Below are 15488 nucleotides of genomic sequence, written 5' to 3' on the forward strand. Positions count from 1 at the left end.
TCTCATGCGCTGCCAGCCTTGGCGACCCGACCGAAACGGGGCGGATTGGCCGACGAAAGGAAACGGCCAACCGGCACTTCGAAGAGATAGTAGCTCGCAAGGCCGACGGCCGTGGACATGGCGATCATCAAGGCGACGAACAGCGTGTCGCTCTCAACGGCCCCGATCACGTAAGGATAGATCATGCGCGAGCCCGCCAGCGTGAAGATATGGGTGAGATAGATGGAATAGGAGGCATCTCCCAGGATCCGCAACCAGCGCCAGGCTTTGAGGTCGGGAATGCGGATCGCCGTGGCAAAAAAGATGATGAAGGCGGCCGGGATGCCGATCGTGACAAGCCGCGGCAGCTCGAAGGCGCGATAATCATTGTACAGCAGCGCCGCAAACCCGATCGCAAGGCCGGCCGCGACGACAGGGGCAGAGAGAGACAGACCTGACTTGTAGATCCGACCGAGGATCACGCCGGCGACGAATTCAAAGATGACGGTGTCGCCGTAGAACCTCGCTGCCGTGCTCTCGGGCGCAAGATTGGCAAGCACAAAAATGCTGCCGATCAAAAGCGTGATGGCAGCAATGCGACGACGCACCGGCACCAGCAGACAAAGGCCGAACAGGAGGTAGAAATACATCTCGTAATTCAGCGTCCAACCCGGAACGATGAGCGGCGCAATCATCTCGCCGGCGGGATCAGAAGGATTGATCCAGGGCAGAAAGGCGAGAGAGGCGAGGATGTGCGGCACATCGAACTGCGTGGATTTGAGGATCTGCGGGAGGACGAGCGCCACCATGGCCGCGGCGAGCGTGACGGCCCAGTAGAGCGGCACGACACGGCGCACGCGCTTCCACCAAAAATCCGTGACCGTCTGCGGCTTGTCGGCGGTGGTGATCCACATGACGAAACCGCTGAGCACGAAGAAGAGGTCAACGCCGCTCTTGCCGAACAGGTAGTCCGTCATCCAGGCATCCGGATTGAGCTTCTCAAGCTGCAGGATGGCATGAAAATAGACGACGAGAAGAGCAGCGATTGCCCTGATATACTGCAGCTGAACGCACATGAGCGGTGGCAATCCGTCAGACAGGGAGCATGGACCGTTCGCTCCTTATAGCCTGCCCGGCACGATCCTGTCCGGAAGACCTCCGAACGCGGTTAATGCGGCTCGGCGTCTGCCGCTCGCATCTGCCCGACGAGCAGCCAAAGAAGCGCCGCCACCTTGATCGAGAAAATCGCCGTGCCGCCAATCATCATGTTGAGGAAGATGAAGATGGCGAGCGTGAAGGCACAGCGCTTTTGCGCCGCCCCCTGCCCCGCCGGATAGAAACTGACGAACAGCCAGAAGGCCAGGAGCCCGAAGACGGTGCTGGCATTGATCACATAGATATAGCCGCTATCGGCAAAACTCGCGATGTTGCGCACATCGAGTGCGAGCAGTTCGACGAAATCGAGGCTGAAGAAGCCCTTCATGGTGAGCACGATACGACCGTCAAAGGTGTCGCCGCTCGCATCCGGGCGCATGAGATAGACGAGAGCGCCCGCGATGATGATCGCCGGCATGATCAGCGGTCTGACGCCATTGCTGATCTTCGGAAACAGGAAGTAGCCGAAAAGGCAGATGAACGAGAAGGCGAGCATGCTGCGCGAATCATTGGTCAGCAGAATGAAGACGACGGTCGCAAGGATCAGAACGCGGTCGAAGCGCGGGATCTGGTTGAACCGGCTGACGAGATAGATGCAGAGCACGCCTGAGAAATTGGCAAGCGACACCTGCTCGAGAAAGAGCGACGAGGTGCGGTGGTCGCTGAGCCCGAAGGAAAAGCGGCCCGGGATGTTGATTGCATTCTGAAAGATCTTCGCCCCACCGAATGCCACCTGCTCGAGCCCGCGCGTATTGGTGAAATAGAGCGCCGGATAAAAGAGATCCTCATAGATCCGGGTGAAGAAGATCTCGACCAGCAACACCGAGAGAATGAAGCCACAGCAGATCCTGAAGACAAAGGCGAGACTGCGCCCGTCCGTCATCATGCCCAACTGGCAGAACACCGCGATGATCAGCACATTGCGGAAGAAGTCGACGAACAGCATGCCATTGGCAGCCGAGGTGTAGAGCATGACCAGCGCAAAAAAGCCGACCAGGGTGACGATCGGCAGGGCCTCCTGCGACAGCCCCCGATAGAGCAGGTAGAGCAGCGTGATGAAGAGCAGCGTGATCTCGACCAGCGCGACATGGGAAAAGCCAAGCGGCATCACATGTGCATTCACGATGGCAAGCACGCCATTATACATAACCGCCAAGGGCACAACGACACGCACCAGCCGCCCGCGATCGCGGACAGGCTCGGGCACGGACTTGGAATGCGGATCGCCCAGCGCGCTGATGCTCATGGTTCAGAGGTAGCCGACTCGCGCTTGAGCGAGAAGGGAAATGAGGGCGTACAGAGTGCCAAGCAGCAGCGGCCTCCGAGTCCACGTTCCTGTCAGGGCACCAACACGTTGCGCTGCACCATCGGATCGATTTGATTAACTCACCCGAACCTTTTGACCGCATTGGTCGCGGCGGCGGGACTCTCCGCCAGGTGGCCAAGCGCTACCAGCGTTTTCAGGCACTTGCCTAAGTCATTATAGCAAAAGGGAGAGTAGCGCTACACCAAGGTGTACACGAAGGTGTACCACGCACGATACCAACCCACTCTCACTCAGGTGGAAACTGGTCATGCGTTTGGCACAGCCGATCAGGTTAATGTCAAATACCAGTTGTCGGGAAGTTCGAATCTAGTGGAGATTCCGAGCAGCGGACGAATGTGAATCTCTGGCGCAAACAGAAGGTTTGCGATGGGTTAAGCGCTTTCTTTGCTGTCGGATTTCGACGGGTCCATGTTGCAGCGCATGGCCCGGCATACGGGCGATGCCGATTAGGCGCGGCCGCTTCTTTCGCTCGCATCGATCTATGATGCTGGCTCATGTGCCGATGCCGCCCGGCTTGGCAGCTTGATAGTTCAGATCGTGCGCGACTAGGGGTGCGCTTCAATGCTGGCGAGCCCGGCGGGCTGATCAACGGCAAGGCTCCGGGAAAGCCTTTGCTCCTGAACGACAAACAGGAAAGGCATTGGCGTCAGCCATCGAGCGCGGACCGACGCCTTATATTGATGGCGTCGTCCGATGGCGTCTGGTGTGATTTGGCCCAACGGATTTGGAAAGAGTTCCACATCTCGGTGAGCGAGGAGACGCTTGGGGGCGAAGCGCGGGCCATGGGGTATCGCAAGCTCTTTGCGCGCCCAAGACATCATGCGCAGGATCCGGCAGCGGCTGAGGCATCCAAAAAGGACTTCGCCGCCGCTCTGGCAGAAATCGCGGTCGGCCCCGCTAATGGCGAAGTGATCAAAATCTGGTTCCAGGATGAAACTCGGATAGGCAAGAAGAACAAGATCACGCGTCGCTGGGCCAGCGGGAACAAGGCTGTCTGTGCCGCACGACCAGCGAACCAGATCAGCCGACATCTTCCGTGCAATCTGCCCCTAACAGAGCAGGACTGCCGCCCTAGTCATGCCGTGGTGCCACACTAATCCCATGAACTAGGTTCTGTTGACAATGTATGGCAACCATATCTTTGCAGCGGCCAGGGCGAGGAATGCTGAGAAGGATTTCCGTGTTTTGTCGTATCGGGTCGCAACGCGACGGAATTGCTTGAGGCGATTGAACATCCGCTCGATGCGGTTCCTGTCCTTGTAAGCCCGGAAGTCGCAGGCAGGTGGGTTCTTCCGGTTTGCTTTCGGCGGAACGACTGGTCCGATCCCATGGATCAGAAGTTCCTCGCGCACGAAATCGCCGTCGTAGCCTTTGTCAGCAAGGAACAGCCTCGGCTTGCGGACGGGTATCGCCAGCAGATCCGGAACGGCGTTGTAGTCCGAAGCCTCCCGCCCGTCAGGACGAAGCCAAGAGGGCGTCCTTGACCGTCTGCGCGGGCGTGGATTTTCGTCGTAAAACCGCCGCGTGATCGACCAAAAGCCTCCTGATAAGTCCCCCTTTAGCACCCGCAGCCTAAGAATGACCGCGAACCGTGGTGCTGTCGATCATGTGCTGCCAGTCATCTGTCAGCCCCAGTTCAACGAGGGTCTCAAGCAGAGCGTCTCAAACGCCTTGTTCGGCCCAACGGCGGAAACGCACATAGACCGAATTCCACTTTCCGTAGCGCTCATGCATGTCGCGCCAAGGGCATCCGACCCGCAGAACATGCAGCATCCCGTTCAGATATTGCCGATTATCGTGCGAAGGCCGAGACTTCCTGCCACGTTCCCTGGGCAAAAGCCCCTCGATGATCCGCCATTCCATATCCGTCAGGTCGCCGCGAGCCAAAACTGCCTCCTAAAAGGTAGTCTTGAATCATGCTTCGGCTGATTTGGGAGTCCACTTTGTCAACAGGGCCTAGCACCTGATCGAGATCTCACGCAACATCGCGGACAATGCGCACGCCGTCCTCATCATCGAACAGGCGGGATGGCATACATCCACAATCTCATGCGGGGCTGGGCAGGCGGCCACAACATTAAATTGCACGTTACTCCCAGGATCCTATGGACCTGAGTATGTCAGTGTCAAATTGATGGAATGGGCAGTACGCAAGGAATTGCTTTGAGCCACATCCAATCGGAAAGCCGCAACGGAATGCCTATGTTGAGCGCTCCCGACCGCACCGTCCGACACAAATGGCTCGACCAATACATCTTGAAAGTATCGAGGAGGCGCGGGAACTCGCCACGCAGTGGCTATGGACCTATAACAACGAACGGTCCAATACGGGCATCGGCGGCATAACGCCCGTGCAGAAACTGAAAATGGCCGCGTGAATTCTACTGCGGAGCCCTGTAAGAATGGGGAGATTACCGAAGGGGCTGGGCGACAATCGCCACGCTCCTTCAGACGGCGAAGGTGAATAACGTCGATCCGCAGGCCTGGCTCATCCACACCCTCGAGCGCATCGCCAACGGCCGGCCCAGCAGCGATCTCGAGGCGCTCGTGCCGTGGAATTACACGCGCTGAACGGCCTCAGCTTGCCGTTTACGAAGTTATTGATGCTACCCGGAGAGATTTAAGTCCTGTCACGACAAGCGATTGGTTGGTCTTTCCGGTGTCGGAAAGACCCGTTTAACTCCCGCTCTGTCCCCGGATACGACTATTTGCACAGACCTGTCAGATTGATTACAACCGCAACCAACTTCAATGGGCGAGACTCTAGCTGCGGGCAATGCGCCGATGTTCCTCGCGTCACGTCGCTGATCAAGGGAAAACACATTGAAATTGCTTCCACTTTGCTCCGCGCTGTGCGCGCTTGCTTTTGCTGAGCCATGCGATCGAGTCGCAGGTGCGGCTGGGATCCGTCATTCAGTCTCATTAGCCCTAATCGCTGGAGGGCCTGTCGGTTGAGCCAGCTTAAGAGAATAGCCGAGACTGTCATCGAGCTCCGCCATCTCAGACTGTCCCAGTCGCGAGCTCTCCGGAATACAGCTTTCAACTTCGCCGGCGTGATTTGGCGCGCCGGTTTGAGCATACTCCTGATTCCGTTCTACGTGACCACGCTTGCGCCGCAAGAGTGGGGCCTTGTAGCCTTCTGTATAGCACTACAGGGCATTCTTGCGCTCTGCGAAGTTGGCTTAGGTCAACTTATTCCCCGCGAGATCGCTCGCGCCAAAGCCTCGGGAGGATCAAACCTATCTCGGACGTTCGGGATCTTCTCTGCCGCATATCTAGGGGTTGGCGCGGTCGTGGCGGCACTGGGAATTGTGTTCGCAGGCTGGATCGAAACCGAATGGCTCCAAGGCACAGCGGCAGCGTCGTCTAGTCACATTGAGATACGGCTGGCATTCGTTATGTTTTTCTTCCAATTCTTGAATGCTGTGCATTTAGGTTTTTGGAACGGTACCCAGGAACAAAAGACGGTAAACGTCCGGCAGACCCTGTTTGCGACTGCAAAGCATGCGGCGGCAGCATTGTTGGTAATTTTGTGGTCGCCGACAGCGGCGGGCTACCTGATTGGGTTTACCACTTTGACTGTTGTGGAGTGGTCCACCAACCGGTGGTCAATTCGGAAGCAAATGGCCAGCGAGCGCGCATTGGTTCGACTGACGGACGTGCTAGCACTTTTGAAAGAAACCGCAGGTCTTTCGGTCGCAATCTTAGCAGGTATGGCTGTTTCGCAGATTGACCGATTCGGGCTCTCGAGTCTTGTGCCCCTCGCGGATTACGGTCGTTACATCGCAGTTGCCAGTCTTGGCCTCGCGTTCTTCCAGGTTCAGGGCCCTGTGCTGAATGCATTTCTTCCGCGCCTGTCAACGGAGCTTCCGCGCGGCCAACGTCGCTCGCTCCAGCAGCTAGCACTGGCCATCTTCGTATTGAACTTCTTGCCTTGCCTTTTGATGGCAGCGCTGGCGCCAACCATTCTTCACTGGTGGATTCCGGACGCCGAAGTGCAGTCTGTCGGCACGTTTCCGCTGCAGCTGATATTCTTGGCCGTTGGGGTCAACTCGTTGTACCAGATCTTCTACCAACAGATGGTGGTGTTCGGCTCGGCTAAAGTGATCGGGACCATCAACGTAGTGAACATCATCGTTGGGTCGACCTTCATGCTGTACTTCGGACCCCGCATCGGGGTCGAAGCTGGAGGGTGGGTTTGGCTGCTTTGCGCAACGGTACAGTTGGCGGGCGGCATTCTCTGGGCCGCGAACTCGCAGGTGACGACAAAGAGGAGCCCGGAGAAGAATTCGTTACGCGGACTTTATTGGCAGATCACGTTTTGCTTTGCCGCAGCGGGCTTTATCGCTGCGCTGTTGATACAGGCGAACTTCTGGGCCGCACTGTCGGCTGGGTTCTCGGTGACTGACGTCGCCGCACTTGCTCACTCGCTGCACGAAATCGGAACGCTCGAGACGCTGTTTTACATCGATCGGCTCGATCTCCTCGGCCTATTCGTCCTTTACGCGCCGGGCTACCTAATCGGCTCGTGGATGTTTGCCGTGGTCAATCTCGCGCTGATATTGAGTGCTGCCTGGCTATACGAGCAGCTGGTGCTGAATGGCGGATTCGCGAAGCCGAACAGCTTTGCACTCGTCGGCATCTGCGCCAATGTTTTCTTGCTACTTTTGATGCCTGGGCCGAACAAGGAGCTTCCGCTGCTCGTGCTGTCACTTGCGATCTGCTGGGCCTTAGTGACCCGCCCACGACACTGGATTGTCACGTGTATCGCCATTGCCGCTGCAGCTGCTTTTTTCCGACTTGGGTATGGCGCCATTCTTGCAGCGATCGTTGTGACGACAGCCCTAGCTGAAAAGTTGAAGCGTTCAGAGGCAGAAATAGTTGCCATACTCGGCGGCGCATGCGCTGTAGTCGTTCCACTCATCTGGTTTGGGGCGGAGTGGCTGCCACTTTTCCGCGTCAACATCGAGACAGCGCAACGGATCGGTGGTCAGCTGCTCGCGGCTCCTGACTTGTCGGTTTTGAGTATCAGTCAAGCCTTGCTCGCGTGGTTAAAACGGTGCGCACTAAACGCTGCCAGCCTCGCGATGTATCCGGTAATATGGCAGTCCACAGGCGCTCCCTACTGGATCGGTGTTGGATATTGGGTGTTCGGAATTCTGAACATCGTGGCCTTCGGCGCTTGCACCGTTACAGCCCTCGCAAGACGTGCATTCCCGGATCGCGGGCCACAGATCATGGCGATGTTGTGGCTCAGCGCATGGCTGATGCTTTCTGTTTCATTGTATGTTCAACCGCGGTATCAAATGGTCTTGCTTCCAATTGGACTAGCGACGTTCGCAGCGCTCCCATTGCAGGCTAGAAACTGGCTCCTCATGTTCGCAATATTGTGCGTTTGCGTCCCCTTGGCGATGCGGTCCGATCGCCCCTTCCCCGTGGTACAGCCGGACGTATTCAAGGCCGATCCCTACGACTGGGTACCGGCGTCGCGCTAGCGAGGTTCCGACGGCGCAAGAAGTTGTCCGCCGTCAAAAACGAGGGTATTACCCCACAACCGCGCCGAACATTGGGTCTGCGTGCGCGGCACGGCGGAAGTGACCATCGCCGACACGGTGACCGTTCTGCACGAGAACCAGTCGATCTACATCCCGCAGGGCTCCGTCCACCGTCTGGCCAATCCCGGCAAGATCCGCCTTGAAGTGATCGAAGTGCAGACGGGCTCCTATCTCGGCGAGGATGACATCATCCGCCTGGCCGATGAATTCGGCAGGAGCTGAGATGCAGTTAATGGCAATGCTTACGCTGCCAGTTGGAGAAAGTGCCGAAGCTACCATATAGTCAGGACAACCTAATAAAGGCAACCGTCCTCGTCCTCTTTCGCCCTACGAAAAGCAAATGCGTAAACCCTCAGCAATAAAAAAGTAAGGGCAAGAAAAACAATTTCAACTACGTCCAAACCGGTTGGTCGATTTTTAGGTTTATAATTTGCATGGGTGACAGGCTGCACAATAGCGTTTTCCAGCAGGAGATTTGTGAGTTGACGGTTTTCTTCCGCGTCCGTCCCGTCGGCATCCCCCACAACAGGTTCTACAGATGACTTTATTTTCATGAGACGCCTCGCGCATGATTACAGGCAACACGATAATTAAAATTTAGCTGAATTGAAAACAAAATCTGCCGTGGCTTTGAAGTCGGTCAAGCGGCGAACCTTATTTGCCCTCGGCATCGGCAACAAAATTGTTCATTGTTGTCAACCGACTAGCCGATGCGCGGTGAACAACCCTAGCCGCCTATGGAGATCAATCTCAGCTTATCATAATGATTGGACTGAAGCATGACTACGCAGGTTCTGAACATGAAGTTTAAGCGCATTTTCGATATCATTATTTCGCTTGGCGTACTATGCCTCGCCTCCTTACCGATGGCCATGGTGGCAATCGCTGTTCGGATCTCTTCACCGGGACCGTCACTTTATTGGTCGCAACGCGTAGGAAAAGGAAACAAAATTTTCCTAATGCCCAAGTTCAGGACCATGCGGACGGACGCACCCGTCGTTGCGACTCATTTGCTAGATGACCCATCCCAATACCTTACGCCGATTGGAGGGTTCCTCAGAAAAACCAGCCTCGATGAACTCCCACAACTCTGGTCCATACTACGCGGCGATATGAGTCTCGTCGGCCCCCGACCTGCTCTGTTCAATCAGCAGGACCTAATTGCTCAACGTACTGAGGCAAATGTGCATCTTCTCACTCCAGGTCTCACCGGATGGGCCCAAGTCAACGGTAGAGACGAACTCGCTATCCCGCTGAAAGTTGCATTCGACGCTGAGTACCAACAGAAACAAAGTTTCGTGTTCGACATCCGCATATTGTGGCTCACGGCGATCAAGGTTATCTCGGCAAGAGGTGTTTCTCATTGAGAAGCGATCGTGAAACCGGAACTGGCTTTGTATTGTGACTGATTTCAATGAGCATCCCATGGTGCGCTTGTTGCGAGAGGCTATCATCCGCACCCCTCGTCGCTGGAAGCGTGTGGTATTGATCGTTATCGATTCCCTGTCTCTATTGGTCGCGCTGTGGGGAGCGTATGCCCTTCGGCTCTCCGACTGGACTCCGGTTTTGACAAATGAACGTCTACTGCTAGCCGTGCTCGCACCTGTGGTGGCAACCCCCGTCTTCGCGCGACTTGGCCTCTACCGTTCGGTTATCCGCTACCTACCTGAAGCCGCCATTTGGACAGTCATCCAGTCCATGGCGGTTTCGACCATGTGCTGGGTCATTATTGTCTTTCTGATGGAGATGGCTGGCCAAGGAATTGTTCCGCGATCGGTGCCATTCTTGTACTTCATTCTCGGCACGATCTTGATCTGCACGACACGCTTTTTGGCAAAGTGGGTGCTGAACGTTGGAACTGGAATGCGCCGTGATGAAGAACCGATCTTCATATACGGCGCTGCCTCGTCGGCTGCCCAACTGGCACACACGCTTCGCGGACATGGCAATCGCTATGTCATGGGCATTATCGACGATGACCCCGCAAATCACGGAAGAGACGTGGCCGGATATCGTGTTTTTCCACCGCAACAACTCCTTAATTTGATTGAGCGCTACGGCATCCGGGAAATTGTCCTGATAATGTCATCTATTGCGCCCCAAAGCCGGCAAGCAGTTATAGCGCGCGTTACAGGACTCGGCGTGAAAGTCCGCAGCATCCCTGACATCTCGGACATTGTCGATGGTCGCTACATCGTCAACCAAATCCGCGAGATAGAAATTGACGAACTGCTGGGACGTTCCTTCATTCCGCCTGATCGCGCACTGCTGGCACAGGCATTGGCAGGCAAGACGGTGATGGTAACAGGAGCTGGAGGCTCCATAGGCTCACAGCTTTGCCGCTTGATCGCCACCTGGAACCCGTCAAAGCTGGTGCTTTTCGAAGCAAGCGAATACGCCCTTTACCGTATCGAGCAGGAGCTCTCACGCCCGAATGGCCCCTTGCTAGTGCCAGTACTGGGCTCGGTCACTGACGAGCGCCTGGTGCGCCGGACAATGCGAGAGCACAAGATCGACGTCGTCTATCACGCAGCCGCGCACAAGCATGTGCCTCTGGTGGAATCAAATGTACTGGAAGGCATAAAAAACAATGTGTTCGGCACCTTGACCGTCGCTCGCATCGCCGCGTCTGAACACATCTCCAACTTCGTCCTCATCTCATCGGACAAAGCTGTCAGACCGACCAATGTCATGGGAGCGACAAAACGCTGGGCAGAGCTCATCGTTCGTCAGATCGCTGTAGAGGCCCGAGATGCCGAAAAGCCACAAATCTTCTGTGCTGTTCGCTTTGGGAATGTGATCGGCTCCAATGGCTCTGTCGTCCCGCTTTTCAAGGAGCAGATTTCCAAAGGCGGCCCGGTAACAGTGACCGATCCAGACATGACGCGCTACTTCATGTCTATCCCCGAAGCGGCTGAATTGATCGTGCAAGCGGGCGCGCTGTCAGAAGGAGGCGACGTTTTTCTACTGGATATGGGCGAACCAGTTAGAATTGGCGATCTTGCCGAGAACATGATCCGCCTGGCCGGATTTAGGGTGAAAGACAAGGCTGATCCGGAGAGTGGTATCGCGATCGAGGTCGTCGGAAAGCGTCCCGGAGAGAAGCTTTTTGAAGAACTCTTCTATGATCGCGACAACGCCAAGCCCACTCGGCATCCGAAGATCATGCGCGCCGACGCGTCCGGCATCACCGACTACAGAATGACATCCGCGTTGGACGAACTCCTTGAGGCGGTGGACGCAGAGGACACGGACACTGCGAAGGCAAAGCTCTTTGAACTGATTTCGCGGGAGAAACACCGTGACCACGCCCTCTAGTTCGGCAGAAGGACTCATCGTCGTAACCGGAGCATCAGGGTTTGTTGGCCGCGCGCTGACTTCCTATCTTGTGAAACTGGGCATACCCCAAAAAGGTTTTAGTCTGAAACCATCAGGGGATCAGGCCGCTCTATCCGGCAATGACGGCGGGCGTGGTTGGGCACATCTTCTTACCGGGGCGCAAACTGTTGTCCACCTCGCAGGCAGGGCGCATGTGATGAAGGAGACGGACAGGAACCCTCTGGAGCTCTTTCGTGAGGCAAATCTGAACACAAGTGTCCGTATCGCCGACGCTGCCGTACTGGCGGGCGTCAAGCGACTGGTTTTCGTGAGTACCGTCAAGGTTCACGGGGAGTTCACCGAGCCAGGTGCCGCATTCAAAGCGGGTGACCCGTTCGCGCCAGTGGGACCATATGCAGTCTCCAAAGCGGAAGCTGAGGTTGCCTTGAGGAAGATCGAGGCTCAAACGGGCTTGGAGGTCGTCATTGTGCGTCCGACACTCGTCTACGGCCCAGGCGCAAAGGGCAACATGGTGCGAATTCAACGCTGGGCAGAGCTTGGCTTGCCCTCGCCGTTTTCCAACATTAAGAACCTCCGCTCGCGCGTGCATGTGGCCAATCTCTGCGATCTCCTCTTGCTCGCGGCGCGGCACCCCAATGCTAGGGGCAGATCGTTTCTGGCCAGCGATGGCATTGATGTTTCAACGCATGCGATGCTTGAAGAAGCCTTTTCTGCGAGAGGAAAAAGGCCGATGGAACTTCCTCTTCCACCGGGCATCTGGAGCATGATGAAGCACCTGCCGAAGCTGAACGGTGTCTACCAGAAGCTGTTCATGAATCTGCAGGTTGATATCGAACAAACGAAATCTATCCTCGGCTATAGCCCTATCTCGCCAGCCGTTCTGAAAAGGGAAGGCTCCTAAAAATCATTCCCTGCAGTTGCTCAGCAAAGATAATCATCAAGCCTCATTTGTCTGAGAGGACAAGCGAGACACCATGACAGGCGAATAGAATGAGTAATCGACAGAATGTACTGCTCACTGGCGGCACCGGATATATTGGAAGTCACACCGCCTGTGAGCTCTTGATGCGTGGTTATGACGTTGTCATCCTGGACAACCTTACAAACAGCACGGTCGGCGTTGTAAACCGCATCGAAAAAATAAGCGGAAAGAAGTGTTCTTTTGTTCAAGGTGACATCCGTGACAGGAGGCTCGTTGTCGACACGCTGCGAGAATTTCAAGTATCTTCTGTCATTCATTTCGCAGGCTTGAAGTCCGTCAGCGATTCCTTTGACGATCCCGTATCTTATTACTCTACGAATGTTGCGGGCACTGTCGTTCTGATTGATGCGATGCAGGAAGTCGGTGTTACCAGCCTCGTCTTCAGCAGCAGCGCAACAGTATACGGGGTGCCGCAAGCCTTGCCTGTGGACGAGCTTCACCCAACTGCCCCGGTCAATCCTTATGGTCGAAGCAAGCTCCAGGTTGAACATATTCTGCAGGATCTCTCCGAATCCTCACCTAGCTGGTCGATCGCCTGCCTCCGTTACTTCAATCCTGCCGGTGCCCATGACAGCGGCCTGATAGGCGAACAGCCCTCCACCCGTCCGAACAACCTGCTGCCTGTGGTCGCTGAAGTTGCCAGCGGTCAGAGGTCAAAGCTGCTCGTCTTTGGCTCCGACTACCCTACGCCCGACGGCACCGGGGTCCGGGACTTCATCCATGTCATGGATCTTGCCGAAGGACACGAAGCGGCACTTCGATACATTGCGGACCGGACTAGATTGGAAACATTCAATCTTGGTACAGGGACCGGGTACAGTGTGCTCGAGATGGCTGCAGCCTATCATAGGGCGAGCGGACGGGACATCCCCATCGAATTTGCGCCTCGAAGGCCGGGAGACGTCGCCTCCTGTTATGCAGACACGGACAAGGCGCGCAGAATGCTGAACTGGCAGGCGCGACGTAACCTTGACGACATGTGTTCCTCCTCATGGAACTTCGTATCTCGTGCGGCAGACATCTAGCAAACGGGGCTGGCCAGTGACGCAAGCCTCTGCCAAACGTGCTTCAGCGTCCTGCGCTGTTAACGATCAAGACGGCATCCGTCTGGACTTGCCGGCTACTCATTCGGCCAGTTAACTCAGACGACTAAGATTGGAGTTTCAAGAAAATGATCCTGGTAACCGGCGGCGCTGGCTTTATCGGCAGCAACTTCGTCCTCGACTGGTTCCATCACAGCGATGAGCCCATCATCACACTGGACAAGCTGACTTACGCCGGGAACCTGCAGAACCTCGAACCGCTTGCGGGAGACGATCGACATAGGTTCGTGAAGGGCGATATCGGAGACATCGAACTGGTCAGAGCAATCCTTGCACAGGAACGACCACGCGCGATTATAAATTTTGCCGCCGAGTCTCATGTAGATCGCTCTATTCTCGGACCAGAAGAATTCATCAGCACGAATATTGTCGGGACATATCGACTTCTGGAGGCCACCCGCTGGTACTTCGCCCAAGCATCGAGTGCGTTGCAGGAACAGTTTCGCTTCCTCCACGTCTCAACCGATGAAGTCTACGGTTCCCTGAGTCCAAGCGATCCTCCTTTCGTCGAAACCAACAGATACGAGCCGAACAGCCCATATTCTGCAACGAAAGCGGCATCCGATCACATTGTGCGCGCATACCACCACACCTACGGCATACCCGTTCTGACCACGAACTGTTCGAACAACTACGGGCCCTACCACTTCCCGGAAAAGCTGATCCCGCTTTGCATTCACAACGCCTTGGCCGGTAAGGAGCTGCCGATCTACGGTGATGGCCAGCAGATCCGCGACTGGCTCTACGTGAAGGACCACTGCAGCGCCATCCGCTGCGTTGTGGAGCGCGGACGAGTCGGCGAAACCTATAACGTCGGCGGCTGGAACGAGATGGCAAATATCGACGTCGTCAAGACAGTCTGCTCTGTCCTCGACACCCTGAAACCGAAAGCGGACGGCTCAAGCTACGCCAGTCAGATCGTCTTCGTTAAAGACAGACCCGGTCATGACCGGCGCTACGCCATCGATGCATCGAAGATTTCCGAAGAACTCAACTGGAAGCCGGCCGAAACCTTCGACACCGGCATCCAGAAGACCGTGAGATGGTATCTCGACAATCCGGACTGGATTGCAAATGTGACAAGCGGCGCGTACCAAAATTGGCTGAACCGCCAATACGGCAATAGCCCTCAGCCCTGAAACCTCGAAAGACCAGCAGACCATGTCCACACGTAAAGGCATCATACTGGCGGGCGGCTCCGGGACCCGCCTGCATCCGGCAACGCTGGCCGTGTCCAAGCAGCTTCTGCATGTCTACGACAAGCCGATGATCTACTATGCCCTCTCTACGCTGATGCTTGCGCGGATCCGAGAGGTTCTGATCATCTCGACACCACAGGACACGCCTCGCTTTTCCACCCTGCTCGGCGACGGCAGCCAATGGGGTATGAGCCTGTCCTATTGTGTCCAACCCTCTCCGGACGGGTTGGCGCAAGCATTTGTCCTGGGGCGCGATTTCATCAACAACGCACCTTCTGCATTGGTGCTCGGTGACAACATCTTTTATGGCAACAATTTCCAGGAGTTTCTGAGGTCAGCAACATCCCGTACATTGGGGGCCTCGGTGTTCGCTTATCACGTGAACGATCCCCAGCGCTACGGCGTCGTCGAGTTCGACAAACAACGCAAAGCAATATCGATCGAAGAAAAGCCCGCGAAGCCGAAATCCAACTACGCCGTGACAGGCCTCTACTTCTACGATGAGCAAGTCTGCGACATTGCGGCAAGCATAAAGCCATCCACGCGCGGAGAATTGGAAATCACCGATGTGAACGCGCACTACCTCGCCATGCAACACTTGCATGTCGAGATTATGGGACGCGGCTACGCTTGGCTGGATACGGGAACACACGATTCTCTACTCGAAGCGTCTCAATATATTGCGATTGTCGAGAAGAGACAGGGCTTGAAGGTCGCATGCCCTGAAGAAATCGCATTCCGAAACGGGTGGATCGACGCGGAGGCGCTTGAAGGTTTGGCCCGACCTTTGGCCAAGAGCGGATATGGGGAGTATCTCATGAGGGTACTGGCAGAGTCCTAGACTTGATG

11 protein-coding genes and 5 pseudogenes are annotated in these 15488 nt (G+C 55.9%); 12 read left to right on the forward strand and 4 right to left on the reverse strand.

Translation table 11 applies throughout. From position 1 onward, the window contains the following. Positions 1–2: 2 nt before the first annotated feature. Positions 3–1055, reverse strand: a complete 1053-nt coding sequence (locus tag M1E12_RS10390; protein WP_479564643.1) for an acyltransferase family protein — start codon at positions 1053–1055, stop codon at positions 3–5. 92 nt (positions 1056–1147) lie between these two features. Then, complete coding sequence (locus M1E12_RS10395; protein ID WP_479564644.1) at positions 1148–2380, reverse strand: hypothetical protein; 1233 nt, start codon at positions 2378–2380, stop codon at positions 1148–1150. A 632-nt stretch (positions 2381–3012) separates the two neighbouring features. Here M1E12_RS10395 and M1E12_RS10400 point away from each other — a divergent pair. Then, positions 3013–3558 (forward strand): winged helix-turn-helix domain-containing protein, encoded by a 546-nt coding sequence (locus tag M1E12_RS10400; RefSeq protein WP_479564645.1) that lies wholly within the window; start codon positions 3013–3015, stop codon positions 3556–3558. Between the two features lie 9 nt (positions 3559–3567). Here the strand turns inward: M1E12_RS10400 and M1E12_RS10405 are convergent. Then, a pseudogene (locus M1E12_RS10405) lies at positions 3568–4348 on the reverse strand (IS5 family transposase). Between the two features lie 220 nt (positions 4349–4568). Here M1E12_RS10405 and M1E12_RS10410 point away from each other — a divergent pair. From M1E12_RS10410 to M1E12_RS10430, 5 genes and pseudogenes are all read left to right on the forward strand, one after another. Further along, a pseudogene (locus tag M1E12_RS10410) lies at positions 4569–4681 on the forward strand (IS3 family transposase); the annotation flags it as partial. A 17-nt stretch (positions 4682–4698) separates the two neighbouring features. Then, a pseudogene (locus M1E12_RS10415) lies at positions 4699–4752 on the forward strand (hypothetical protein); the annotation flags it as partial. A 127-nt stretch (positions 4753–4879) separates the two neighbouring features. After that, positions 4880–5032: pseudogene (locus M1E12_RS10420) on the forward strand (transposase domain-containing protein); the annotation flags it as partial. Between the two features lie 380 nt (positions 5033–5412). Further along, on the forward strand, positions 5413–7956 hold the full coding sequence (locus tag M1E12_RS10425; RefSeq protein WP_479564646.1) for a lipopolysaccharide biosynthesis protein: 2544 nt from the start codon (positions 5413–5415) through the stop codon (positions 7954–7956). Between the two features lie 54 nt (positions 7957–8010). Then, positions 8011–8238 (forward strand): annotated as a pseudogene (locus tag M1E12_RS10430) (cupin domain-containing protein); the annotation flags it as partial. 71 nt (positions 8239–8309) lie between these two features. Here the strand turns inward: M1E12_RS10430 and M1E12_RS10435 are convergent. After that, the gene (locus M1E12_RS10435) at positions 8310–8570 is read right to left on the reverse strand and encodes a hypothetical protein (RefSeq protein ID WP_479564647.1); all 261 of its coding nucleotides are present in this window, start codon (positions 8568–8570) and stop codon (positions 8310–8312) included. Positions 8571–8816: 246 nt separating this feature from the next. Here M1E12_RS10435 and M1E12_RS10440 point away from each other — a divergent pair, with 246 nt between their 5' ends. From M1E12_RS10440 to rfbA, 6 genes are all read left to right on the forward strand, one after another. Continuing rightward, the gene (locus tag M1E12_RS10440; RefSeq protein ID WP_479564868.1) at positions 8817–9383 is read left to right on the forward strand and encodes a sugar transferase; all 567 of its coding nucleotides are present in this window, start codon (positions 8817–8819) and stop codon (positions 9381–9383) included. Between the two features lie 58 nt (positions 9384–9441). Beyond that, positions 9442–11334: a polysaccharide biosynthesis protein gene (locus M1E12_RS10445; protein ID WP_479564648.1), complete on the forward strand. Its 1893-nt coding sequence runs from the start codon at positions 9442–9444 to the stop codon at positions 11332–11334. Further along, positions 11318–12256, forward strand: a complete 939-nt coding sequence (locus M1E12_RS10450; RefSeq protein ID WP_479564649.1) for an NAD-dependent epimerase/dehydratase family protein — start codon at positions 11318–11320, stop codon at positions 12254–12256. Before M1E12_RS10445 ends, M1E12_RS10450 begins: the two co-directional genes overlap by 17 nt. A gap of 89 nt (positions 12257–12345) precedes the next feature. Further along, positions 12346–13362, forward strand: a complete 1017-nt coding sequence (gene galE / locus M1E12_RS10455; protein WP_479564650.1) for a UDP-glucose 4-epimerase GalE — start codon at positions 12346–12348, stop codon at positions 13360–13362. A 146-nt stretch (positions 13363–13508) separates the two neighbouring features. Continuing rightward, on the forward strand, positions 13509–14579 hold the full coding sequence (rfbB, locus tag M1E12_RS10460) for a dTDP-glucose 4,6-dehydratase (RefSeq protein ID WP_479564651.1): 1071 nt from the start codon (positions 13509–13511) through the stop codon (positions 14577–14579). 22 nt (positions 14580–14601) lie between these two features. After that, complete coding sequence (gene rfbA, locus M1E12_RS10465) at positions 14602–15480, forward strand: glucose-1-phosphate thymidylyltransferase RfbA (RefSeq protein ID WP_479564652.1); 879 nt, start codon at positions 14602–14604, stop codon at positions 15478–15480. Positions 15481–15488 lie beyond the last annotated feature (8 nt).

Source organism: Rhizobium sp. K33 (assembly GCF_056501445.1).